A 22,952-nucleotide genomic window follows, 5' to 3' on the forward strand; every position below is an offset into this window, starting at 1 on the left:
GTGACCAGTTTCCTCACCGCTGATCGGCTGGCTCAGGAGCGCGCAGCGTCGGAAACGCCCCACGACACCCGCCGCCTGCGGCTGTTCAGCGGCACGTCCAACCAGGAGCTGGCCCGCGAGATCGGTGCCTATCTGGGCGTGCCGGATGGTCCACGGGTGATCAAGCGCTTCGCCGACGGCGAGACCTACATCCAGATCCAGGAATCGATCCGCGGCTGTGACGTGTTTCTGGTGCAGCCCACCTGCGCCCCGGTGAACGATCACCTGATGGAGCTGCTGATCATGGTGGATGCCTGCAAGCGGGCTTCGGCCCGGCAGGTCACCGCCGTGATCCCCTACTACGGCTACGCCCGGGCCGACCGCAAGACCGCCGGGCGCGAATCGATCACCGCCAAGCTGGTGGCCAACCTGCTCACCATGAGCGGGGTGGACCGGGTGCTGGCCATGGACCTGCACTCCTCCCAGATCCAGGGCTACTTCGACATCCCCTGTGACCACATCTACGGATCGCCGGTGCTGGTGGACTACCTCCAGACCCGCGACCTGGGCGAAGTGGTGGTGGTGTCCCCCGACGTGGGTGGCGTGGCGCGGGCCCGCGCCTTCGCCAAGCAGATGCACGATGCCCCCCTGGCGATCATCGACAAGCGCCGAGCCGCCCACAATGTGGCGGAAAGCCTCACGGTGATCGGGGATGTGGCCGGCAAGACCGCCATCCTGATCGACGACATGATCGACACCGGCGGCACGATCTGCCAGGGAGCGCGGCTGCTGCGCCGCAACGGGGCCGCCCGGGTGCTGTGCTGTGCCACCCACGCCGTGTTCTCGCCTCCGGCCACCGAGCGGCTCTCCGAGCCCGGCCTGTTCGAGGAGATCGTGGTGACCAACAGCATCCCGTTGGCGGAGGATCGCCGCTTCCCCCAGCTGCGGGTGCTATCGGTAGCCAACATGCTGGGAGAGGCGATTTGGCGGATCCACGAAGAGAGCTCCGTCAGTTCGATGTTCCGCTGACGGCGGATCGGCGGAACCCTGGGGCACCACCGCCTCTGAAACGCTTCAGCCGGCTCAAGGCGCTCCTGCCGCTCAGCCTCAATCTGCTGCTGGCCGCCGCGGTGAGCCTGCCCGGCCTGGTGTCGGCACGCCCGCGCCAGCCCCAGCCCCGCCGCATCGGCGTGTGGCTCACCAACAGCCCGAGCCCGCTGTACTACGACCCCCGGCGCATCGAAACGGCGGTGGCCGAACTGGCCGCCAGCGGCTTCACCACCCTCTATCCCAACGTGTGGAGCCGCGGCACCACCTTCCACCGCTCCCGGCACGCCCCGATGGAGCCGGCCCTGATCAAGGCCGATCCCAACCTCGATCCGATCTGCCGCCTCACCCGCAGCGCCCAGCGCCGCGGCCTGGAGGTGATCCCCTGGTTCGAATACGGGCTCATGGAGCCGGGCAGCGCCGCCGTCGTGCGCGAGAAGCCCGAGTGGGTGCTGCAGCGCCGCGACGGCAGCACCGCCTACCCCATGCACGGCACCACGATGGCCTGGCTGAACCCCGCCCATCCGGAGGTGCGGGCCCGCTTCATCGGGCTGGTGGAGGAGGTGGTGAAGCGCTGCGACGTGGATGGCATCCAGCTGGACGACCACTTCGCCTGGCCGGTGGAGCTGGGCTACGACCCCTACACCCGCCAGCTCTACCGCGCCGAAACCGGCCGCGAACCCCCTGCCAACCACACCGATCGCTACTGGATGAAGTGGCGCCGCCAGAAGCTCACCAGCCTGCTGCGGGACCTGCGGCAGCGCCTGCGGCAGCTCGATGCGGAGCGCAACCAGCGCATCCGCCCCGGGGGTACCCGGCGCCCGGAGCGGGTGATCAGCCTCTCGCCGGGGCCGTTCCGCTTCGCCTACAACCACTGGTTGCAGGACTGGGAGCTGTGGTCGGTGGGGGAGCTCGTGGACGATCTGATCGTGCAGAACTACGCCTACTCGGTGAAGGGGTTCGCCAAGGATCTCGACCAGCCGGCCCTGGTGAAGGCGAAGGCGTGGGGCATGCCGGTGGAGATCGGCATCCTGGCGGGCTTCGGGGGCCGCACCCCGGCCATGGACACCCTTCGCGAGAAGGTGAAGCTGGCCACCAGCCGCGGCCACGGCGTGATCTATTTCTACTGGGAGGGTCTCTGGGGCGAACACGCCGGCCCGGAAGGCGGGGCCGCCCGCAAGGCCGCCTTCCGCCGCCTGCACCAGGAGGTCAACCCGCCGCGGCGCTGAGGTCGGAGCCGAGGCACTGCTCCACCACCTCGCGGGTGTTGGTGGAGAGAGCCTCGGAGGCCAGGGCGGCCAGTGCCTGGCGCATCCGCTCGCGCCGCTCGGGGCCATAGCTCTGCCAGCGGCTGAACACCTTGGCCATGCGGGAGGCCGTGATCGGGTTGCGGCGATCGAGGCCGGCGATCTGCTCGGCCATGAAGCGGTATCCGCCGCCATCGGCCGCGTGAAACACCGGCGGATTGCCGGCCAGACCGCCCAGCACGGCGCGCACCGAGTTGGGGGCGGCGGGATCGAAGCGGGGATGCTGGAGCAGGCGCTCCACCCGCTCCAGCCCGTCGGGGAAGGGGGCCGAGGCCTCCAGCGCGAACCAGGCATCGAGGATCACCGGCCTCTCCTGCCAGCGCTGATAGAAGGCGTCCACCGCCTCCTGGCGGGCGGGGATGGGCAGGCACTGCAGGGCCCGCAGGCCGGCCCGGGCGAGGGTCATCGAGGGGCCATCCACGGCATCGCGGGCCGCCTGAATCACGGCGGCATCACCGGCGGCAGCGCGCCAGGCCCAGACCGTGCCCGTGAGCCGGCGCGCGCCGCTGCCCTCGGGCCAGGCCAGGGTCCAGGCGGGGCGGCAGCGCTCCAGGCAGGCCTGCAGCGGCTCGGCCAGGGCCTCGCCGAAGCGGCGCTGCAGGGCCAGCTGGGCGGCGAACAGGGCCGGGGGGTCGGGCTCCTCGCCGGCATCCTCCAGTTCCGCCAGGCCCGGCAGGGCGAGCAGCGCGGCGCGACTGCCCTCCGACAGCAGGGGATCCGCCAGGATGCGGCCGAAGGCGTCGATGAGGGCCTCCTCCAGAGCCGGATCGCCACGGCCGGAGGCCCGGGCCTGCACCGCCTGGCGCAGCAGCACCTGGGCCGCATCCCAGCGGGCGAAGGCTTCGCTGTCATGGGCCAGCAGATGCACCAGCTCCGCCGTGGGGCGCCCCATCGCCAGCTTCACAGGCGCCGAGAACTGCCGCAGCAGGGAGAGCGCCGGGGGATGGGCCTGGCGGGGCAGCCCCACCAGCCGCAGGCGCTGCTGCGGCTGGTCGACCACCAGCAGCCGCGTCCCCGCTCCCCAGGCCCTGTTCCGCTCGGCCGCCCCGGCCGCCCCGGACTCCTCCCCCTCCAGCCGCACGGGCAGGGCCTGGCCGGCCTGATCGATCAGCCCGAGCCCCAGGGGAATCACCAGGGGCTGCTTGTGGGGCTGCCCCGGGGTGGGCGGGGTGTGCTGCTCCACAGAGAGCTCCAGTACGCCGGCGGCCCCGTCCCAGTGGCGGTGGATCCGCAGCACGGGGGTGCCGGCCTGGTGGTACCAGCGGCGGAACTGGCCAAAGTCGAAGGGGGCAGGCACCACCGCGTCCCGGGTCCAGGCCGCCTGGGCGGCATCCTCCATGGCCTGCACGAAGTCGTCGCAGGTGGCGGCGCTGCCGTCGTGGCGGCGCACGTACAGGGCCATGCCCTGCATGAAGGTGTCCTCACCGAGCAGGGTATGGAGCATGCGGATCAGCTCGGACCCCTTTTCGTAGATGGTGGTGGTGTAGAAGTTATCGATGGCCTGGTAGGCCTCAGGCTGCACGGGGTGGGCCGTGGGGCCGGCATCCTCACGGAACTGGGTGTTGCGCAGCAGCGCCACATTCTCGATCCGGTTGAGCGACGCGCCATGGAGATCGGCGCTGAAACTCTGATCCCTGAATACCGTGAGCCCCTCTTTGAGGGAGAGCTGGAACCAGTCGCGGCAGGTGATGCGGTTGCCGGTCCAATTGTGGAAGTATTCATGGGCCACCACGCTTTCGATCCGCTCGAGCTCGGCATCGGTGGCTGTCTCGGCATCAGCGAGCACGAGCTTGGAATTGAAGATGTTGAGGCTCTTGTTCTCCATCGCGCCCATGTTGAAATGGCGCACCGCCACGATGTTGAACTCATCGAGGTCGTATTCGAGGCCATAGCGCTGTTCATCCCAGCGCATGGCCCGCTGCAGCGACGCCATGGCATGGGCCGTGTACGGCGCATCGCCGGGCTCCACGTGCAGGCGCAGCCGCACCCGGCGACCGCTGGCGGTGGTGAACGTGTCCTGCACCTCCTCGAGCCGGCCGGCCACCAGGGCGAAGAGGTAGGAGGGCTTGGGGAAGGGGTCGTCCCAGACGGCGTAGTGGCGCCGTCGGGCCCCGGCCTGCTGGGGCAGCAGGCCGGTGTCCACGCAGTTGCCGTTGGAGAGGAGCACCGGCAAGGTGTCCTGATCGGCCTCGATCCGCACCCGGAAGCGGCTCAGCAGGTCGGGCCGGTCGGGGTGGAAGGTGATGCGGCGAAACCCCTCGGCCTCGCACTGGGTGGTGAGCATCCCGCCGCTCTCGTAGAGCCCCTCCAGGGTGGTGTTGGTGTGGGGGTGGATCCGCACCCGGCTCTGGAGCAGAAACGGACGCCGGGGCGGGGCTGGGATCACCAGGCCGTCATCGCTGAGGCGATAGGCGTCCGGGGAGAGCACCTCGCCATCGAGACGCAGCTCCAGCAGGGTGAGCTCCAGCCCCCTGAGCTCCAGCGGTCCGGGAGACGCCGCCGGATTGGGCTCGAAGGCCAGTTGCGTCTCCACCTCGGCATGGTCGTCGAAGAGCCGCACCGTCAGGTCGGTGCGGCTGATCAGACAGGCCGCCGGGCGGTAGTCGGCAAGACGCACCGTGGGCATGGCGAAAGGGGGGTGGCGAGGAGGGCAGGGGGAGGCTGGAGCAGGGAGGACCCGGCCCCGGGGGCTTCAGCGGCGGGGCGGGACCGCGGGGGTCCGTTGACTGGTTCCGGGCCTGGGCGGGGGCGGAATCGCCTCGGCCCCGCCCGAGCGCTGCAGGGCGGCCTGCACATCCTTCATCACATCGGCGGGCACGTCCTTGGGGCACACCTCGGCGGCACCGAGCACGGCGGAGTTGATCGAGCCCTTGCGCAGATCGTCGAGGTTCAGGGGCTCCCGGCCCACCTGCGCGATCACGCCACCGTTCTGGTGCTGGATCACCTGGGCCATGGTTTCACCGGCCACCGCCACCGCCGTGTCGAAGGCGATGCCGGCGGCCCGGGAGATGCACACATTCACCGCCGCGATGCGGGAATAGAGGGCCATGTCGGCCTCGGTGGCAGGGCTGGTGGCGGGGCTGGCCGCCTGCGCCGGCAGGCTGGCGCCTAGCAGGGGAAGCACCAGCAGGGAGGCCAGCCACCAGGAACAGGATCTGGATCGCACAGCCACGTCACCCCGAGCAGGTCTCCATGCTGCACTGCCGCGGCCCAGACTCAGCCGCGGAGGACCTCACCGGCTGCCTCCACCCGCAGCTCATGGTGGGTTTCGGCCAGCTCCAGCTCCCCATCCTTCCAGGAATAGATCGATCGGGCGCGGTAGCGGTCCTGATCCACCAGCCGGATGTGCTCCAGGATGTCCCACTCCTGGTCGTGGGATTCGAAGATCAGTTCGTGCTCGTCCACCTGGCGGATCTGGCTCTTGGTGGGGCTGCCACCGAGATTGCCGCCGAGGTAACCGCAGCTGCACTGCAACTGGTGACCGCAGAGGTAGGCGTCCATCGTGCCGCTGGGCACGAAACCGGGCTTGCGCGCGAAGAAGTCGAACTCCTGATCCGGCCACCAGGTGAAGCGGTAGACGGCTTCGCCCTCGATCGGCTCGGAGAAGGCTTCCACCCGCAGCATCATGTCGACCCGCAGGGCCTCGCCATCAGCGAAGAAGTAGAGACGCCGCGAACGCCACAGACCCAGATTGCGGGCAAACCAGCGGCGCAGGTTGCTGTCGAGCTGGATACGGCTGGGGACAGCAGTGGACATGGGATCGAGGGGCCCGTGACGGGGATCGGTGCGGCTGATCCATCACAGGCTGGGATGCCCGGGCAGGAGACACTCCTTTCTCATAGCCACGTCGGGCCAGAACTGCCCAGACCCCATAACCTTGCCGCGTGAGCCAGAGCCTTTCACCAACGAGCGCTCCCGACGGTGAGCGCCAGGTTCTACACCTGCTTCTTGTGGCGACGCGCCAGCAACTGGCAGGACAGGACCTCCGCACCCTGCTGCAGCTGCTCAGACGGGAGGATCTCGGCTTCGAGGTGAGCCTGGAGGTGGCCGATCCACGGCGGCAGCCTGAGCTGCTGGAGCTGCACCGCCTGCTGGCGACGCCCGCCCTGGTGAAGCTCGCCCCCGCTCCCAAGCAGGTGTTCGCCGGCAATCCCCTCAGCCAGCGGCTCCAGAACTGGCTGCCGCGCTGGCAGCAGCTCGCCGTGGTGAATGCCCTGGGCATCCAGGCCGAGACCATCGACATGGAGGCCAACCACTCCAGACGGGAACTGCAGCTGGAGGACCAGCTGCTGGTGCTGCGCCAGGAGAACGAGGCCCTGATCGAGCGGATCGGCGTGCAGGAGCGGCTGCTGCGCATGGTGGCCCACGAGCTGCGCACGCCGCTCACCGCCGCCAAGCTCGCCCTGCAGAGCCACCGCCTCGGGCAAATCGACGAGCGCCGCTACCAGGAGGTGGTGCGCCGCCGCCTCGACGACATCGAGGAGCTCTCCAAGGACCTGCTGGAGGTGGGCACCACCCGCTGGGAGGCCCTGTTCAATCCCAAGCGCCTCAGCCTCGGCAAGCTGGCCGCCGAGGCGATCCTGGAGCTGGAGAAACTCTGGGTGGGCCGCTCCCTGCGGCTGATCACCGACATTCCCGCCGATCTGCCGGATGTGTACGGCGACGAGCGCCGTCTGCACCAGGTGCTGCTCAACCTGCTGGAGAACGCCTTCAAGTACACCCCCGAGGGTGGAGAGGTGAGCCTCACCCTGCTGCACCGCACCGACCAGTGGGTGCAGCTGAGCGTGGGGGACAGCGGGCCCGGGATCCCGGCCGGGCAGCAGCAGCAGATCTTCATGGACCGGGTGCGCCTGCCCCAGACAGCCGACACCACCTCCGGCTACGGCGTGGGACTGTCCGTGTGCCGCCGGATCGCCGAGGTGCACGGCGGGCGGATCTGGGTGGTGTCCGAGCCAGGCGAGGGGGCCTGCTTCCACGTGACCGTGCCGGTGTGGACCGGCCAGGGTCAGTCCGCCTTGACGAAGGGTCACCCTGGCCCGTAGTTTCCTTGCATCAGCCGAAAGGCCCAGAACCCAGTTCTGACGCCTGTCCTGCTGTGGCCTCGCCCCCATCGTCTAGAGGCCTAGGACACCTCCCTTTCACGGAGGCGACAGGGGTTCGAATCCCCTTGGGGGTATCGACAACCAGCTGAAAAAGACCTGATGAAAGCGATCAGCTGAAGCCGGTGCTCTGACCGGACCCGGCAGGTTTGGAGCCTCTCCATCGCCGCACTGGGCATTCCAGGCCCGTGGATCACCGGTCTGGCGATCTCCGTATCAGCACGAGGTTTCGGCAGCAGGGTCGGCTTCGGCAGCAGGTTGCGCGCCATGCTCGCAGGGCACGCCCTGGTCTGCTGGCGACCTCAGACCAGCCCGGCCCGGCGCATCGCCTCCATCTGCACTCCCCGGAGGTTGTTGGCCAGGTCGGTGCGCAGCCGCTGCTCGATCAGACCGATCGGCATGCCCGGCCGGCCCTGCACGATCAGTTCGTAGAGCAGGCTGCTCACGCCGGTGTCGTGCCCGATGCGCCACACCCCCTCGAAGCGGCGAAAATCGCCCCGGTTCATCGTGAAGCGCAGTTCACCGGCCTCCCGGTCTTCCTCCAGTTCCAGCTCCACCGTGGCGGTGAAGCGCATGCCGCAGAACTGCTGGGTGCCCACCTGCTCCAGGCACACCCGGTTGCCGCGGCGCCACAGCTGACGGGAGCTGGCCAGGTTGGGGATGAAGCGGCTGAGATTGGCGTAGTCGGTGAGCACGCCCCAGAGCCAGTCGGGCTCGAGGGGCAGCCGCAGCTGCACGGCCAGCCGCCGGGCTCCCTGCTCCAGCCGCTCCATCTCCTGCTGGATGGTGTCGAGACTGCAACTGCCGTTGAGCGCGGTCATCGGCACGGAGGGGCTGGTCTCAGTGGGACGGGTCTCAGCAGACGGGGCCTGGGCAACGAAGGACGTTGCAAGGAGCTGCGCCAACGGGTGCTGTGTGTGCTGGGGCACAAACCTAAGCGGATTCGGCGGCGATCGACGACTTGGTGTGTTTCCTATGATCAGCCGGATTTTTGCCAGGGACCCAGCCATCATGCGTGTTTCAACGGGCAGCGCTTCTCAGTCCGACAGCCGCATGGTCACTGTGGTGGTCGAAGCCTTCGGGATCGGCCGCCAACGTCAGGCTGAGCGTCGCTTCACCGTTCCCTTCGCCCAGCTCCAGAGCACGATGCAGACCATCGCCCGCCAGGGCGGTCGCATCACGTCCGTGGAGGTCGCCGGGTCTCTGCCGGAAGCTCCCGCCCCCGCGCAGTCCCCAGCCCAGGCCGCTCCGGCCCCAGCCCCCACCGCTCCATCGAAACCAGCCGCCGTGTCCCACGCCGCCGTTCCGGTCAACCTCTACAAGCCCAAGGATCCGTTCGTCGGAACCGTCACCGAGAACTACAGCCTGCTGGCCGAGGGGGCGATCGGCCGGGTGAATCACATCACCTTCGACCTGGCCGGTGGTGATCCCCAGCTCCACTACGTGGAGGGCCAGAGCATCGGCATCATTCCGGATGGCACCGACGCCAACGGCAAGCCCCACAAGCTCCGCCTCTATTCGATCGCCAGCACCCGTCACGGCGACAACATGGGCGGCCACACCGTGTCGCTGTGCGTGCGGCAGCTCCAGTACGAGAAGGACGGCGAGACCATCAACGGCGTGTGCTCCACCTTCCTGTGCGACATCGAACCCGGCGCCAAGGTGAAGATCACCGGCCCGGTGGGCAAGGAGATGCTCCTGCCCGACGATGAGGAGGCCAACGTGATCATGCTGGCCACCGGCACCGGCATCGCCCCGATGCGGGCCTACCTGCGCCGCATGTTCGAGCCCGCCGAGCGCGAGACGAACGGCTGGACCTTCCGCGGCAAGGCCTGGCTCATCATGGGCGTGCCCACCACCCCGAATCTGCTGTACGACGCCGACTTCGAGCACTACCAGAGCCAGTTCCCCGACAACTTCCGCTACACCAAGGCGATCAGCCGCGAGCAGAAGAACGCCAAGGGCGGCCGCATGTACATTCAGGACCGGGTGCTGGAGAACGCCGAGGAGATCTTCACGATGATCGAAGATCCCAAGACCCACGTGTACATGTGCGGTCTGCGGGGCATGGAACCCGGCATCGACGAGGCGATGACCGCCGCCGCCGCCGCCAAGGGCATCGACTGGAGCGAGCTGCGGCCCCAGCTCAAGAAGGCCGACCGCTGGCACGTCGAGACCTACTGACCGATCCCCAGTCCGGAACTCCAGGCCCGCCAACCGGCGGGCTTTTTTCGTGTTCGCACACACAGACGGTCACAAAGCCACCGGGGGCATGGGAAAGCCCGCCGGCGCCGTTAAACCAGAGGGATCAGCCTGAGCCCCATGGCCGCCGTTCTCACCAACCCGTTGCGGGTGGGCCTCCGCCAGGAACGGGTGATTCCGCCGCAGATCATCGTGATCTTCGGTGCCAGCGGCGACCTCACCCACCGCAAGCTGGTGCCGGCCCTGTTCGAACTGCACCGCCAGCGCCGTCTGCCCAGCGAGTTCGCCGTGCTGGGCTGTGCCCGGCGGCCCTGGAGCGATGAGGAGTTCCGCTCCCGCATGGCCGCCTCCCTGGCCGACGCCATCGCCGCCGATCCCCAGGCCTGGGAGCAGTTCTCCGCCGGGCTGTTCTACGAACCCGCCGACCTCTCCAACCCCGCCACGATCGTGACGCTGGGCGAGCGGCTCGATGACATCGACCGGGCCCGCGCCACCCGCGGCAACCGCACCTTCTACCTCTCGGTGTCGCCGGCCTTCTACGGCAGCGGCACCCGCTCCCTGGCCGCGGCCGGCCTGCTCAGCGACCCGGAGCGCAGCCGGGTGGTGATCGAGAAGCCCTTCGGCACCGACTACGCCAGCGCCCAGGAACTCAACCGGGTGGTGCTGGGCTGCGCCAAGGAGAAGCAGATCTTCCGGATCGACCACTACCTCGGCAAGGAAACGGTCCAGAACATCCTGGTGCTGCGCTTCGCCAACACCATCTTCGAGCCGATCTGGAACCGCAACTACATCGCCAACGTGCAGATCACGGCGGCAGAAACCGTGGGGGTGGAGGAGCGGGCCGGCTACTACGAAACCTCCGGCGCCCTGCGGGACATGGTGCAGAACCACCTCACCCAGATGCTGGCCCTCACCACCATGGAGCCGCCCGGCCGCTTCGACGCCGAGGCCATCCGCAACGAGAAGGCCAAGGTGCTGCAGGCGGCCCAGCTGGCCAACCCCGGTGAACCCTGGAAATGCTGTGTGCGGGGGCAGTACAGCCCCGGCGGCAGCAGGAACAGCCCCATCACCGGCTACCGGGAGGAGCCGGGGGTGAACCCCAACAGCACCACCGAGACCTACGTGGCGATGAAGCTGTTCATCAACAACTGGCGCTGGCAGGGGGTGCCGTTCTACCTGCGCACCGGCAAGCGGCTGCCCAAGCGCCTCTCCGAGGTGGTGCTCACCTTCCGGGAGGCGCCGGTGCACCTGTTCGATGCGGCCGCAGGGGCCCCGACGCCCAACCAGCTGATCCTGCGCATCCAGCCCGATGAGGGGGCGGAGATCAAGTTCGAGGTGAAGGCCCCCGGTTCCGGCATGCGCAGCCGCCCGGTGGACATGGCCTTCAGCTACGACGACTCCTTCGGCGAACCCAGCGATGAGGGCTACGTGCGGCTGCTGGCCGACGCCATGCTGGGGGAACCCACCCTCTACACCCGCAGCGACGAAGTGGAAGCGGCCTGGCGGCTCTACACGCCGCTGCTGGAGGTGCTGGAGGAATCGCCCTGGCAGCTGCCGGTGCACCCCTACGAAGCCCGCACCTGGGGCCCCGCCGCCGCCGACAACCTGCTGGCCGAAGACGACCTGGTGTGGCGGCGCCCCTGAGCCCCATCGCCTGATCCTGCCCATTCCCCACCCTGCCGCGGCTCCCGCTGATGTCTGCCCAGCTCACCCTTCAGGCCCCCACCGCCCTTCCCCCCGCCGACGTGGCCCCCTACCTGGAGAAGCTCTGGGGGGAAGATCTGCAGCACACCAGCGGCGCGGCCACCTTCAGCCTGGTGGTGTACGAGCCCTCCTGGCTGCAGCAGCAGCTGATCCGCACCGGCCGCGTGGCCGGGCCCCTCACAGGCCTGCTCGACCGTGACCTGATCGCCGCGGCCAAGGAGGCGGTGCCGGTGCTGGACCTGCCGTTCAGCACGGCGGTGATGGATCAGCGCCTGGCCTGGCGGCTGGGCCAGCAGCCGGGCGACGCCCGCGCAGAGGACCTGCGCGGCCAGTTCGTGGATGCGGCCATCAGCGCCCACATGCCGCGGCGGCTGATCACGCTGGCCCCCACCCTGGAGGAGTCGCGGCCGCTCGAAACCCTGGTGGCGGCTTACTGCCCCCTGCCGGACGAGGGCGGCGGCGGCCCGGCCTGCGGCGATGTGGTGGTGCTGCGGGGCGGCCGGGAGGTGATCAAGAACAAGCTCGATCTGGTGCTGCCGCTGATCAGCGACGACCTGCCCTGCTGGGTGTGGTGGAACAGCAGCCTGGACGAAGCCCCGGAACTGCTGGAGGCCCTGGCTCCACCCCCACGCCGGCTGGTGGTGGACAGCTCCCTGGGCCAGCCGCGGCGCTGCATCGACGTGCTGGTGGACCGGATCGCCAGCGGCCAGGCCGTGAACGACCTCAACTGGCTGCGGCTGCGCAGCTGGCGCGAGTCGCTGGCGATGGTGTTTGATCCGCCCTCGCGCCGCAACGCCCTCGACCACGTGGTGCAGCTGGACATCGACGTGGAGGGCGATCACCCGCTCAAGGGCCTGCTGCTGGCGGCCTGGCTGGCCGACCGGCTGGGCTGGGAGCTGGTGGAGTCGTACGGGGTGGAGACCGACTGGGCCGGCACCCGGCGGGAGAAGGGCATCGGGGCCGAGTTCCGCCGCCGCGATGGCTCGGCCCTGCAGTTCCGGCTCATGCCCGTGCCGGTGGGCAGCCCCAAGATCCACCCGGGGGCCCTGGTGGGCCTGCGCCTGATCTGCGCGCCGGAGGGGCGGCCGCCCCTGTGCGTGATCCTCTGCTCCGAGTCGGGGGGCTGCATGCGGCTGGAGGCCGGCGGCATGGCCTCGATGGAGCTGGCGGAAGACGTGGTGCCCCTGCCCAATGAGAGCGAGGAGGAGGAGCTGGCCCGCCTGCTCTCCGGCGGCCACGACACCACCAACCCGCTGCTGGCCGCCGCGGCCCCGATCGCTGCCAAGCTGCTCCCCAGCTAGCGCCCTGCGCCCCACCATCCTGCGCCCCGCCATCCTGCGCACCTCCGGCCCTTGCCCTGCCTGATCGCGGCCCCCTGCAGCGGCAGCGGCAAGACCCTGCTCACCCTGAGCCTGGCGGCCCTGGCCCGCCAGCGGGGCCTGCGGCTGCAGCCTTTCAAGGTGGGGCCCGACTACCTCGACCCGCAGCTGCTCAGCCAGGTGAGCGGGCTGCCCTGCCGCAACCTCGACCCCATCCTGTGCGGCGAGGCCTGGGTGCGGCGCTGCTTCCACTGGCACGGCAGCCGGGCCGATCTGGCGCTGGTGGAGGGGGTGATGGGCCTGTTCGACGGGCGGGGCCCCGGCAGCGAGGGCAGCTCGGCGGCGGTGGCCGCCCTGCTGGATCTGCCGGTGGTGCTGGTGGTGGAGGCCTCCCGCCAGGCCGGCTCACTGGCGGCCCTGGTGCGGGGCTTCCGCGACCACGGCCCGCCGCCGGTGCGGCTGGCCGGGGTGGTGCTGAACCGGGTGAACAGCGCGCGGCACCGGCAGCTGCTGGCGGAAGCCCTCGAGGCCATCGCCGTGCCCCTGCTGGGCGTGCTGCCCAGCGATCCGGCCCTGGACTGGCCCGAGCGCCACCTGGGGCTGCTGCCGCCCCAGGAGCAGGCCGACCTGCCCGAGCGCCAGCAGGCCTGGGCGGCTCTGGCGGAGCGCCACCTGGATCTGGAGCAGCTCTGGCCCCTGCTGGCCCCGGCGGCGCCGGCCAGCGGCCCCGGGCACGGGGATCCGATCGACTGGCTGCTGGGCTCCCACTCCCCATCCCGGTCCGGCCACCACAGGATGGGTTCGGGAACCGGGATGGCGTCCGGGAGCGGAATGCTTTCGGGGCCCCTGCCGGTGGCCGTGGCCCAGGACGCGGCGTTTCACTTCCGCTACCCGGAAGCCGATGAGCTGCTGCGGGGCTGCGGGCTCGATCCCCGGCCCTGGAGCCCACTGGCGGACGAGCCCCTGCCACCGGGCACCAGGGCCGTGCTGCTGCCGGGGGGCTATCCGGAACTCCATGCCGCCCCACTGGCGGCGGCGGGCCGCAGCCTCGCAGCCCTGCGGCAGGCGGCCAGGACTGGCCTGCCGATCGCGGCCGAATGCGGCGGGCTGCTGCTGCTGGGCGAAACCCTCGGCGATCCCGAGGGCCGGACCCACCCCATGGCCGGCGTGCTGCCGTTCTCGGCCCGGCGCGGAGCGCTCAGCCTCGGCTACCGCGAGGCCCTGGCCGGCAGCGATGGCCTGCTGGTGCGGCGCGGGGAGAGCTTCCGCGGCCATGAGTTCCACCGCTGGCAGCTGCAGACGGTGACGGACGGGGGAGGGCTGTGGCAGCTTGAAGGCTGGGGGAGCCCTCGCCGGAGCGAAGGATGGACAACACCGACCCTGCACGCCAGCTGGCTGCATCTCCACTGGGCTGGATGCCCGCGGATTCCTTCCCGGCTGGCCGCCGCAGCCGCGAGCGCCGCAGTGGCACCCGCCCGCAGCCTTCCTTCCCATCGGGTGCTTCCGGATGGCGGGGACCGGCAGAGCGCTGGCGCCTGACCGTGGACGGCAAGGTGCAGGGGGTGGGCTACCGCGCCGCCTGCTGTGCCCGCGCCCAGGATCTCGGCCTGGGGGGCTGGGTGCGCAACCTCCCCGATGGCCGGGTGGAGCTGGAGGCCGAGGGCGGCCACCAGCAGCTGAACGACCTGCGGCTCTGGTGTGAGTTCGGGCCTCCCGGTGCCGAGGTGCAGCGTGTCACCAGCCTGCCGGTGGGCACCACGGGGGAGGACTGGTTCGAAGTGCGTCCCTGAGCGGCGGGCATCCGCCGCCGGCAGTGCTGCAATGGAGCCCCCGCCCCAGCCCTGGCTCCCATGACCCTGGCCGCCCTGGATGGCTCCACCACCCAACTGCTGGAGGAAATCGGAGCCTTCGGCCTGGCGGTGGCCCTTTCCCCCGCCCACATCGTGCTGCTGCTGCTGGTGCTGCTGGGCGAGCGGCCCCGCCTGCGGGGCACGGCCTTCGTGCTGGCCTGGCTGGCCACCAGCGCCCTGGTGGTGGCGGCTCTCCTCACGGTGGGACACGGGCTGCTGCTCAGCATGGAGCGGGGCAGTGCCCACCGCACCGGGCTCGATCTGATCGCGGCCGGAGGGCTGCTCGGCCTGGGCCTGCGGGAACTGCTCAACCGCAGCGCCGAAGCCGCCACGCCGGGCTGGGCCGACAAGCTCGAGCAGTTCTGTGCCCTGCCCCTGCCCCTGCTGCTGGCGCTGAGTTCAGCGTTTCAGATCGCCAGCCCGGATGATCTGTTCCTGTTCGCCAGAACCGCCGCCGGCGTGCTGGAGGCGAAGCTGGGGCCGGGCCAGGAGGTGCTGGCCACCGTGCTGTTCAGCCTGGTGAGCAGCCTGCTGCTGCTGGCGCCGCTGCTGGCCCTACTGCTGCTCGGCCCCGAGCGGATGCTGCCGCAGCTGCGGCGGGGGAAAACCTGGCTGCTGGCCCGGGGTGACGCCGTGGTGGGGCTGGTGAGCCTCGCTCTGGCTGGGTATCTGGGCTGGCAGGGCATCGAGGGCCTGCAGCTGAGGCTCTAGGAGCGGTTCTCGGCAGGCGGCGCCGGGCCCTCGGGGCCCTCGGCATCCGCCAGCCAGCTCCCCCACAGGGCCTCCTCGGCCCCGGGCTCCCCATTCCGCGCCACCAGGGCCACCGAGGCACTGGCCCGGCTCACGGCCACATAGAGGAGCTGGCGCCGCAGCAGCGGATCCCGGGGCAGGAACACATCCCCGTCCACGAACACCTGAGCGAAGGTGCTCCCCTGGCTGCGGTGGACGGTGAGCACCGCCGCAGGTCCCAGCGCCGCGAAGGCATCCCGCAGCAGGAAGAACCGCCGCCACAGCGCCCGCCCCCCCTGCCTGCCGGCCTGCTGGGCCTGCAGCCGCAAGCGAGCCAGCACCGCGTCGATGGCGGCGCGATCGGGCGAGCCCAGCGGGGGCAGGAGCCGCAGGTTGATCTGGCTGTCGCCGGTGTCCACCGCGGCGTTGAGGGTGGCGATCACCGGCACGGCGGCCGTTCCGCCCAGATCGGCGCTGGTGAGCCCGAATCCGGCCAGATCACAGCGCTCGGGCGTCACATCGCGCACCACCACCTCCCGGTTGGAGCCGAGCACCATGTCGGGTTCCTCGCCGGCCTCCTCCCCTTCCCGGCAGGCCGGGGCCATCACGGCGCTGCGGGTGATCAGCACCTCACCGGGCAGCACGGGCACCTGGTCGGCCATGGCACCGTGCAGGGCCCGGCGGGCGATCGGCACCAGCTGCTCCAGGGAGCGGTTCGTGTAGCAGAGGATGCGGGCCTGATCCGGATCATCCGCCGCCGCGCTGCGGCGCAGGGCCTCCTGGGCCAGCTCCAGCCACTGGGGCCGCCGCAGCAGCGCCACCTCCCCCACGGGGGTGCGCACGGGGGGCAGGGCCGGCGGCAGGCGGCAGGGCAGCACCTGCTCGCGGATGCCCCGGGCCAGCCGCAGCACGGGCCCCTGGTGCCGCACCACCTCGGTGAGCTGGGCCGTCGTCGCCCGGCCGAGGCTGAACACCGCACTGCTCGGCTCCCCCACCGGCGGCAGCTGGGCCGGATCCCCCACGAACACCAGCCGGGTGCGGAAGGGGTGGGCACAGCGCAGCGTGATCTCCAGCAGGGTGCTGTCCACCATCGAGGCCTCATCCACCAGCACCAGGCCCAGATGCTCCAGGGCGGCGGCGGTCTGCTCCGTTTCCTCGCAGCGTTCCCGCTCACCCTGGCGCCGCAGCTTGAGCCGCAGCAGCCGGTGAATCGTGGAGGGGTACCAGGTGGGCGTGAGACCGGCGCGGGCCAGGTGGCTGCGCAGCACGCCCACGGCCTTGTGGGTGGGGGCCACCACGGTCCAGCACAGGCCCTGGGCCTCCACCTGGGCCAGGAAAGCCATGGACAGGAACGTCTTGCCGGTGCCGGCGTAGCCGCTGAGCACGAAGGGCACGCCCTGGGCCGGCTGCGCCAGCCAGGCGCCGAAGCTGGCGCTGGCCTGCTGCTGCCCGGTCGTCAGGGGGGGATCGGGGAAGCGGGTGGCGGGTCCCAATCGTGCGGCTCAGGCCAACGGCAGAGGGAGCGACAAGCCCCAGCGGTGGGCCAGCTCCAGGGGCGAACCGAGCAGCACGAGCCCGGGCAGGGCGATGGCCGGGCCGAGCAGACTGCCGATCAGCACCTCCAGCCTGGTGTGGCCCAGGTTCTCCTTGAGGGGTTTGAGGATCAGGGTCGTGGGCGGGGGCTGCGGGGTGGAATCCGGCAGCTCGGAAGGCTCCCAGAGACGCACGGGCAGGCCATTCACCCGCTGGGCAGTAAGGCCGGCGGCACGACGCACACCGGAGGCGTCGTAGAGCACCACGAAGCAGAGGGTGGCCGCCAGGGCGAAGAGGGGATCGGCGAAGCCCTGCTGCCAGCCGATCGCCGCCGTGGTGCCGGTGAGCAGGGCGGAATGGCTCGAGGGCATCCCCCCCGTTTCGAACAGCACGGCGGGCCGCCAGCGGCGGTGCACCACCAGTTCGATCGCCAGCTTGGACAGCTGGGCCAGGCCACAGGCCGCCAGGCCCCACCAGAGGGCGTCGTTGCTGAGCAGGGCCACCAGGGGCTGGCTGTCATGGGGAGCGCTGAGCAGGCCCGGCAGTCCCCTCATCGGTCGCGGCTGGTGATGTAGTCCGCCAGGGCCAGCAGCGGTGCCGCGCGGCCGGCGGCATCGAAGGGGGCCAGGGCCTCCTTGGCCTGCAGCACCAGGGCCTGGGCCCGTTGGCGCGATTCGTCCAGACCGAGCAGCTTGGGGTAGGTGGTCTTGTCGGCGGTGAGGTCCTTGCCGGCGGTCTTGCCGAGCACCTCGCTGCTGGCCGTCACGTCCAGGATGTCGTCGATGATCTGGAAGGCCAGGCCGATGCCGCGGGCATAGGTCCGCAGGGCCGCGAGCAACGCCTCGGGAGCTCCGGCGATCAGGGCGCCGCAGAGCACGCAGGCCCGCAGCAGCGCACCGGTCTTGTGCAAGTGGATGTACTCGAGGGTGTCGAGATCCACGGTCTTGCCTTCGCACTCCAGGTCCACCACCTGGCCACCCACCAGACCCGGGGCGCCCGAGGCCAGGCTCAGCTCGCCCACCACGGCCAGCAGGCGCTCCGCCGGCACCCCGGGGCTGCGCAGGGCCACCATCTCGAAGGCGCGGGTGAGCAGGGCATCGCCGGCCAGGATGGCGTTGGCTTCCCCGTACACCTTGTGATTGGTGGGGCGGCCGCGGCGCAGGTCGTCGTCATCCATGGCGGGCAGATCGTCATGGATCAACGACATGGTGTGGATCATCTCCAGGGCCACCGCCGTTGGCATGGCCCGCTCGCTGTCACCACCGGCCAGCTCACAGGCCGCCAGGCAGAGAATCGGCCGCAGCCGCTTGCCCCCGGCCAGCAGGGAATAGCGCATCGCCTCGCGCAGGGCCTCCGGTCTCTCAGGACCGAGCGAAGCGTCCAGGGCCGCCTCCACCCTCAGGCGCCCGGCCTCGAGATAGGCATGGAAGTCGAAACCGGCAGGGCCCTCGCCGCCGCTGATCACTGGGTCGCTTCCGGCGGCGTTGCCGGAGGTCGTGCTCACCGCCGCGGTCATGGGGAGATGGGATCTGCGGGGATTCTCTCAGGCGAAGCCGCACGGGCCGGCCCGAATGGCCCAGGCCACACACTCGGCAAGGCCCGGCGGCCAAAAACCCGCAGGCCGGGGGACACTGATCGCGCACCGCCCAGGCTGCACGATGGACCTCCCGCGCCTGCTCCCCGCATCCCAGCGCCGTGACAGGATCGGCGCCGCCGCGGCCACGGCCGTGCGCGACCACTGGGTGACGCTCCACGACGGCGCCCGCACGGTGCCGGCGGCGTTGCTCGCCCAGGAGCTGCTGGTGTATCGAGTGGACAACGGCCGGCTGCTGGCCGACCTGGAGGAGCAGCACGGCGACGATCCTGCCCGGCTGCGGCGGCTCCACGCCGAGGAAGACCACCCCGACACCCAGGCCATGCTGCACGGCCTGCTGCTCACCAAGGCCGGCGACGCCCGCGGGCCGATCCTGCAGGAGCTGCGTCGCCTTGCCGTGCAGACCGAGCCGCTGCTGGTGGAGGCCGACGGGGTGGTGATCAACGGCAACCGCCGCCTGGCCGCGATGCGGAGCCTGCTGGCGGAGGACCCCCACCGCTATGCCCGCTTCCATGAACCCCTGGTGGCCATCCTGCCGCCCGAGGTGAGCCGGGCCGATCTGGAGTTCCTGGAGGCCAGCCTCCAGATGGCGCCCGAAACCAAGCTGGCCTACGGCTGGGTGGAGCGGCGGCTGAAGCTGCGGGAGCAGCACCAGCGCCTGGGCCTGGCCGACGACTGGATCCAGGAGGCCTACCGGCTGGGGGATCCGGCCCAGCTGGAGCGGGAGCTGGCGGAACTGGCCCTGGCGGAGGCCTACCTGGAGACGTTCCGCGGCCAGCCGAGGCGCTATTCCAGCCTCGGCGATGCCGAGTCCCTGTTCGCCGGGCTCACGGCCCAGCTGCAGGTGCTGCCGCCGCGCCTGCAGGCCGCCTGGCGGCAGCTCGGCTTCCTGCTGATCGACCAGCGCCGGGAGCTCGACGACGGGCTGGCCAAGCACTTCCCCTTCAGCGCGCCAGTGGCACCCTCCCTGCCGGTGGAGGCGCTGCTGCGCCTGGTGCAGGACTGGGGCCTGGGCGCGGAGCAGGCCGCTGATGAGGGCGACGGTGCCGCCACGCCGCCGGTGAGGACGCTGCCGAAGGCCTGGTTGCGCGGGCTGGCCCGCCGGGCCGCTGTTCCAACGGAGCGGCGCAGGCGGGCCCTGGCCGTGCAGGAGCTGCTGGACACCCTGCGGGTGCAGCTCCGCCAGGAGCAGAGCCCCCAGCGGCTGTTCACCGCACTGCGCCAGAGCCGCAAGCTGCTGAGCCGGCTGGACTCGGATCAGCTCACCCCGCAGGAGCGCAACCGCCTGCGGGGTGAGCTGGCCGCGATCGCGGCCCAGGGCAGCCAGCTGCTCGCCGAGGCACACCAGCCAGGCACGAGCCGCCAGGCTGATGGGGCTGCCTGGCTCCTCCTGAAGCGGCTGCAGGCCCGCGTCCGCCGGCGCCTGACCAGCGCCGGCGGACGCGGGGCCGGCGAGCCACGGGCTGGCGACACACGGAGGGGCTGAGGCCGCCGCCGCCGCAGGCGGCAGTCGGCCGCGCCGGCTTCAGGCCACCAGATCCACCAGGCCGTGATCGAGGCCGTGGCGGCGACACCAGGCCACCACGGTGTTCACCAGCAGCATGGTCACGGTCATCGGACCGACGCCGCCGGGAACCGGCGTGATCGCCGCCGCCAGCGGCTCCACCTCCTCGAAACGCACGTCGCCCCACAGCCCTCCCTCCGGCCTGCGGTGAATGCCCACATCCACCACCACGGCCCCGGATCGCACGTGCTCGGCACCGATCATGCGCGGGCGGCCCGCCGCCACCACCAGCACGTCGGCCTGACGGGTCAGGGACTCCAGCTCCCGGGTGCGGGAGTGGGCCACGGTGACGGTGGCATCGGCGGCCTGCAGCATCAGCGCCATGGGCTGGCCCACCAGGATGCTGCGCCCCACCACCACGGCCCGCGTTCCGGAGAGCTCCACCCCCTGGTGGGCCAGCAGGGCCATCACGCCAGCGGGGGTGCAGCTGCGGGGTCCGGGCTCCCCCTTGAGCAGCCGGCCGAGGTTGAGGGTGTGGAGGCCGTCGGCGTCCTTCTCCGGATCCATGGCCAGCAGCAGCGGAGCGGCATCCAGGCCAGCGGGCAGAGGCAGCTGCAGCAGGATGCCGTCCACCTCGGGGTGGGCATTGAGGCGCTCGATGGTCGCCCGCACCTCCGCAGCGGTCGTGTCCCCCGGCAGATGGGAGCCGAAGCTGTGGATTCCGACGCGGGCACAGGCCCGCTCCTTGTTGGCCACATAGACCCCGCTGGCAGGATCCTCACCCACCCGCAGCACCGCCAGCCCCGGCGGCCTGCCCACCGCCGTCTGGCGGGCGTCGATCACGGCAGCGAGGCGCTGCTCGATCAGGCCGGCGAGCTGACGCCCATCGAGACGGGTGGCCATGAAACAGTGCGGCGGGAGGCTCAGCCACCAGCTTGCAACGGCAGGCCGCTGGCGCTGCCGCCCTGCGGGAGCCGCCACGGTCGCTAGCGTCCTTCCATGGGCTGGCGGCTGCCGACGATCCCGATCCCACGCCGGCTGCTCCGCCTCTGGCGGCACTGGCTGCGTGCCGAGCGGCCGCGCCAGCCTCCGGCCTGGTGGCTGCTGCGCGACACCGCTGCGGTGCTGGTGGTGTGTGCGCTGGTGGCCATGGTCAGCAGCTGGCCCTGGCTGGCGGAGCCGAATCTGCGCCCCGGCATGCTGGCGCCCTTCACGGTGCGGGCTCCCGAGACGGCCGCGGTGGTCGACAGCACCGCCCTCGAGGAACGGCGCCAGCAGATGCTGCCGCGCACCACGGTGCAGGTGGTGGACCAGCCCGCGAATCAGCGCCTGAGGCGCCTGCTGGACGAACAGATCCAGGCGATCGAGCAGATGCTGGCCACCAACCAGCCGCGGGTGGAGCCCGTGACCCTCACCGATGAGGAGCGCCGCTGGCTCCGGCGGCTGGACAGCCTGCAGCTCACCGCCTGGGCCCGGGAGGTGCGCCAGGCCCAGCTGCGCATGCTCAGCCAGGGGCTGGCACCGGGGCTCTCGGAGGGGCAGCTGGTGGATGCCGCCACCATGCAGCTGGAGGATCTGTCCGACCAGGGCCGCAACCTCGGTGCCCGCCTGCTGGTGCAGACCCTGCACGGCCAGACCAACCTGCGCAGCGATCCGGCCCTCAGCCAGCGGCGCATCGAGGCCCTGATCAGCCAGCAGGGCATCCCCACGATCGCGGTGGAGAAGGGAGATCTGGTGGTGCGCCAGGGCGAAGCGATCAATGCGCAGGCCTTCGATGTGCTCGATCACTTCGGGCTGGTGAACCGGCGGCCGCGGCCGCTGGCCTGGCTGGGCCACTTCCTCGAGAGCCTGGCCGTGACTGGAACGATGGTGCTGCTGCTCCGACGCTGGCGCAGCAGCCTGGAGCCGCGCCAGGCGATGCTGGCGCTGGGAACGCTCCTGGCCGTGCAGGGGCTGCATCTCTGGCTCGACCAGCTGGCCAGCCCGATGGTGCTGCTGGTGCCCCCCACCCTGCTGCTGGCCCAGGGACTGGGCACGGCCTGCGGGCTGGCCTGGCTGGCGGCCGCCACGCTCCTCTGGCCCATCCCCCTGAGCGGCCTCCTGGGGCTGCGCCTGCTGCTGGCCGCCGCCACCGCCGGGGTGGCGGCGGTGGCGGCCGGGCGCCAGCGCACCAGGGCCGAACTGCTGCAGCTGGCGGTGCTGCTGCCGGGGGGAGCCGTCCTGCTGCAGTGGATGCTCCTGCAGGGCCGCGGCCAGCCCGGCCAGTTCGACCTGCTGAGCGAAGCCCTGCTGCTGGGGGGTCTGCTCATGGCCGGGCTGCTGCTCGCTCCTCTGGTGGAGACCTTCTTCGGGCTGATGACGCGCACGCGGCTGCTGGAACTGGCCGACCTGGAGCGGCCGCTGCTGCGGCGGCTGTCCTGCGAGGCGCCGGGGACCTTCGAGCACACCCTGATGATCGCGGGCCTGGCCGAGGAGGGCGCCCGCAGCATCGGCGCGGATGTGGATCTGGTACGCACCGGCGCCCTATACCACGACGTGGGCAAGCTGCACGGCCCGCAGTGGTTCATCGAGAACCAGGAGGAGGGGGCCAACCCGCACGACAAGCTCGACGATCCCTTCGCCAGCGCAGCGATCCTCCAGGCCCATGTCGATGAGGGGCTCCGGCTGGCCAGGCGGTACCGCCTGCCACGGCCCCTGGCGGACTTCATCCCGGAACATCAGGGCACCCTGAAGATGGGGTACTTCTTCCATCAGGCCCGCGAGCGGGATCCCTCGGTGCCGGAACAGCTGTTCCGCTATCGCGGCCCCACACCGCGCAGCCGGGAGACCGCGATCCTGATGCTGGCCGATGGCTGTGAGGCGGCGCTGCGCTCCCTGCCACCCGGCACCAACGAGGCCGAGGCCCGCGCCATGGTGCGGCGCATCCTCGAGGCAAGGATGCAGGATGGCCAGCTGGCCAACAGCGGCATCGGCCGGGCCGAACTGGAGCTGCTGATCAGGGCCTTCGTGCGGGTGTGGAAGCGGATGCGGCACCGGCGCATCCCCTATCCGATTCCGCGGCGCAAGGCGTTCAGCGCCTGACCGG

Annotated in this window: 19 protein-coding genes and 1 tRNA gene; 12 read left to right on the top strand and 8 right to left on the bottom strand. The window is 71.0% G+C overall.

The window, feature by feature from the left end; translation table 11 throughout:
• Together CBM981_RS05555 and CBM981_RS05560 are read left to right on the top strand one after the other, a co-directional pair.
• Positions 1 to 1,008 carry a ribose-phosphate pyrophosphokinase gene (locus tag CBM981_RS05555; RefSeq protein ID WP_087067608.1) on the top strand — a complete coding sequence of 336 codons (1,008 nt, stop codon included), beginning with the start codon at positions 1 to 3 and terminating at the stop codon, positions 1,006 to 1,008.
• Positions 963 to 2,255: a glycoside hydrolase family 10 protein gene (locus tag CBM981_RS05560; RefSeq protein WP_087067609.1), complete on the top strand. Its 1,293-nt coding sequence runs from the start codon at positions 963 to 965 to the stop codon at positions 2,253 to 2,255. The genes CBM981_RS05555 and CBM981_RS05560 overlap by 46 nt, the downstream gene beginning before the upstream one ends.
• On the opposite strand, the gene pepN is transcribed toward CBM981_RS05560, so the two are convergent.
• The 3 genes from pepN to CBM981_RS05575 all read right to left on the bottom strand — a co-directional run bounded on the left by pepN (position 2,236) and on the right by CBM981_RS05575 (position 6,089).
• Positions 2,236 to 4,959, bottom strand: a complete 2,724-nt coding sequence (gene pepN, locus CBM981_RS05565; RefSeq protein ID WP_087067610.1) for an aminopeptidase N — start codon at positions 4,957 to 4,959, stop codon at positions 2,236 to 2,238. The genes CBM981_RS05560 and pepN overlap by 20 nt on opposite strands.
• Before the next feature lie 66 nt (positions 4,960 to 5,025).
• Positions 5,026 to 5,457 carry a cAMP phosphodiesterase gene (locus CBM981_RS05570; RefSeq protein WP_225867549.1) on the bottom strand — a complete coding sequence of 144 codons (432 nt, stop codon included), beginning with the start codon at positions 5,455 to 5,457 and terminating at the stop codon, positions 5,026 to 5,028.
• Positions 5,458 to 5,549: 92 nt separating this feature from the next.
• Positions 5,550 to 6,089: a hypothetical protein gene (locus tag CBM981_RS05575; RefSeq protein ID WP_087067611.1), complete on the bottom strand. Its 540-nt coding sequence runs from the start codon at positions 6,087 to 6,089 to the stop codon at positions 5,550 to 5,552.
• 128 nt (positions 6,090 to 6,217) lie between these two features.
• Here CBM981_RS05575 and CBM981_RS05580 point away from each other — a divergent pair, with 128 nt between their 5' ends.
• On the top strand, positions 6,218 to 7,375 hold the full coding sequence (locus tag CBM981_RS05580; RefSeq protein ID WP_087067612.1) for a histidine kinase: 1,158 nt from the start codon (positions 6,218 to 6,220) through the stop codon (positions 7,373 to 7,375).
• Positions 7,376 to 7,436: 61 nt separating this feature from the next.
• Positions 7,437 to 7,509, top strand: a tRNA-Glu gene (locus CBM981_RS05585).
• A 225-nt stretch (positions 7,510 to 7,734) separates the two neighbouring features.
• On the opposite strand, the gene CBM981_RS05590 is transcribed toward CBM981_RS05585, so the two are convergent.
• Positions 7,735 to 8,253, bottom strand: a complete 519-nt coding sequence (locus CBM981_RS05590) for an SRPBCC family protein (protein WP_172820830.1) — start codon at positions 8,251 to 8,253, stop codon at positions 7,735 to 7,737.
• Positions 8,254 to 8,443: 190 nt separating this feature from the next.
• Between CBM981_RS05590 and CBM981_RS05595 the strand changes: the two genes are divergently transcribed.
• The 6 genes from CBM981_RS05595 (at position 8,444) to CBM981_RS05620 (ending at position 15,218) form a co-directional block, all read left to right on the top strand.
• Entirely contained in the window at positions 8,444 to 9,616 is a 1,173-nt protein-coding gene (locus CBM981_RS05595; protein WP_087069223.1) for a phycobilisome linker polypeptide, read from the top strand.
• A 138-nt stretch (positions 9,617 to 9,754) separates the two neighbouring features.
• Entirely contained in the window at positions 9,755 to 11,278 is a 1,524-nt protein-coding gene (gene zwf / locus CBM981_RS05600) for a glucose-6-phosphate dehydrogenase (RefSeq protein WP_087067614.1), read from the top strand.
• Between the two features lie 50 nt (positions 11,279 to 11,328).
• The gene (locus CBM981_RS05605; protein WP_087067615.1) at positions 11,329 to 12,639 is read left to right on the top strand and encodes a glucose-6-phosphate dehydrogenase assembly protein OpcA; all 1,311 of its coding nucleotides are present in this window, start codon (positions 11,329 to 11,331) and stop codon (positions 12,637 to 12,639) included.
• Between the two features lie 51 nt (positions 12,640 to 12,690).
• Complete coding sequence (locus tag CBM981_RS05610) at positions 12,691 to 14,196, top strand: cobyrinate a,c-diamide synthase (protein ID WP_087067616.1); 1,506 nt, start codon at positions 12,691 to 12,693, stop codon at positions 14,194 to 14,196.
• Positions 14,197 to 14,198: 2 nt separating this feature from the next.
• Positions 14,199 to 14,447, top strand: coding sequence for an acylphosphatase (locus tag CBM981_RS05615; protein WP_255376843.1), 249 nt, complete (start codon positions 14,199 to 14,201; stop codon positions 14,445 to 14,447).
• Positions 14,448 to 14,507: 60 nt separating this feature from the next.
• On the top strand, positions 14,508 to 15,218 hold the full coding sequence (locus tag CBM981_RS05620; protein WP_087067617.1) for a GAP family protein: 711 nt from the start codon (positions 14,508 to 14,510) through the stop codon (positions 15,216 to 15,218).
• On the opposite strand, the gene CBM981_RS05625 is transcribed toward CBM981_RS05620, so the two are convergent.
• Genes CBM981_RS05625 through crtE form a run of 3 tightly spaced genes read right to left on the bottom strand, consistent with a single transcriptional unit; the run spans position 15,215 to position 18,285 of the window.
• A complete protein-coding gene (locus CBM981_RS05625; RefSeq protein ID WP_225867550.1) occupies positions 15,215 to 16,729 on the bottom strand; it encodes an ATP-dependent RecD-like DNA helicase in 1,515 nt (504 codons plus the stop codon). The two genes, CBM981_RS05620 and CBM981_RS05625, sit on opposite strands and share 4 nt — an antisense overlap.
• Before the next feature lie 9 nt (positions 16,730 to 16,738).
• Positions 16,739 to 17,323: a divergent PAP2 family protein gene (locus tag CBM981_RS05630; protein ID WP_172820831.1), complete on the bottom strand. Its 585-nt coding sequence runs from the start codon at positions 17,321 to 17,323 to the stop codon at positions 16,739 to 16,741.
• Positions 17,320 to 18,285, bottom strand: a complete 966-nt coding sequence (gene crtE, locus CBM981_RS05635; RefSeq protein WP_225867551.1) for a geranylgeranyl diphosphate synthase CrtE — start codon at positions 18,283 to 18,285, stop codon at positions 17,320 to 17,322. The genes CBM981_RS05630 and crtE overlap by 4 nt, the downstream gene beginning before the upstream one ends.
• A 142-nt stretch (positions 18,286 to 18,427) precedes the next feature.
• On the opposite strand from crtE, the gene CBM981_RS05640 reads away from it, so the two are divergent.
• Positions 18,428 to 19,849 carry a hypothetical protein gene (locus CBM981_RS05640; protein ID WP_087067618.1) on the top strand — a complete coding sequence of 474 codons (1,422 nt, stop codon included), beginning with the start codon at positions 18,428 to 18,430 and terminating at the stop codon, positions 19,847 to 19,849.
• Between the two features lie 39 nt (positions 19,850 to 19,888).
• Here the strand turns inward: CBM981_RS05640 and folD are convergent, their stop codons facing one another.
• Positions 19,889 to 20,770 carry a bifunctional methylenetetrahydrofolate dehydrogenase/methenyltetrahydrofolate cyclohydrolase FolD gene (folD, locus tag CBM981_RS05645; protein ID WP_087067619.1) on the bottom strand — a complete coding sequence of 294 codons (882 nt, stop codon included), beginning with the start codon at positions 20,768 to 20,770 and terminating at the stop codon, positions 19,889 to 19,891.
• Between the two features lie 96 nt (positions 20,771 to 20,866).
• Between folD and CBM981_RS05650 the strand changes: the two genes are divergently transcribed.
• Positions 20,867 to 22,948: an HDIG domain-containing metalloprotein gene (locus tag CBM981_RS05650; RefSeq protein WP_087067620.1), complete on the top strand. Its 2,082-nt coding sequence runs from the start codon at positions 20,867 to 20,869 to the stop codon at positions 22,946 to 22,948.
• Positions 22,949 to 22,952 lie beyond the last annotated feature (4 nt).

The sequence above is a fragment of the Cyanobium sp. NIES-981 genome (genome assembly GCF_900088535.1).
Classification (GTDB): domain Bacteria; phylum Cyanobacteriota; class Cyanobacteriia; order PCC-6307; family Cyanobiaceae; genus NIES-981.

Bases quoted from the DNA above. Each gene is read 5' to 3' on its own strand.
- pepN (WP_087067610.1), bottom strand. From the start codon at position 4,959: ATGCCCACGGTGCGTCTTGCCGACTACCGCCCGGCGGCCTGTCTGATC.
- CBM981_RS05575 (WP_087067611.1), bottom strand. From the start codon at position 6,089: ATGTCCACTGCTGTCCCCAGCCGTATCCAGCTCGACAGCAACCTGCGC.
- CBM981_RS05590 (WP_172820830.1), bottom strand. From the start codon at position 8,253: ATGACCGCGCTCAACGGCAGTTGCAGTCTCGACACCATCCAGCAGGAG.
- CBM981_RS05595 (WP_087069223.1), top strand. From the start codon at position 8,444: ATGCGTGTTTCAACGGGCAGCGCTTCTCAGTCCGACAGCCGCATGGTC.
- zwf (WP_087067614.1), top strand. From the start codon at position 9,755: ATGGCCGCCGTTCTCACCAACCCGTTGCGGGTGGGCCTCCGCCAGGAA.
- CBM981_RS05605 (WP_087067615.1), top strand. From the start codon at position 11,329: ATGTCTGCCCAGCTCACCCTTCAGGCCCCCACCGCCCTTCCCCCCGCC.
- CBM981_RS05620 (WP_087067617.1), top strand. From the start codon at position 14,508: ATGACCCTGGCCGCCCTGGATGGCTCCACCACCCAACTGCTGGAGGAA.
- CBM981_RS05630 (WP_172820831.1), bottom strand. From the start codon at position 17,323: ATGAGGGGACTGCCGGGCCTGCTCAGCGCTCCCCATGACAGCCAGCCC.
- crtE (WP_225867551.1), bottom strand. From the start codon at position 18,285: ATGACCGCGGCGGTGAGCACGACCTCCGGCAACGCCGCCGGAAGCGAC.
- CBM981_RS05640 (WP_087067618.1), top strand. From the start codon at position 18,428: ATGGACCTCCCGCGCCTGCTCCCCGCATCCCAGCGCCGTGACAGGATC.
- folD (WP_087067619.1), bottom strand. From the start codon at position 20,770: ATGGCCACCCGTCTCGATGGGCGTCAGCTCGCCGGCCTGATCGAGCAG.
- CBM981_RS05650 (WP_087067620.1), top strand. From the start codon at position 20,867: ATGGGCTGGCGGCTGCCGACGATCCCGATCCCACGCCGGCTGCTCCGC.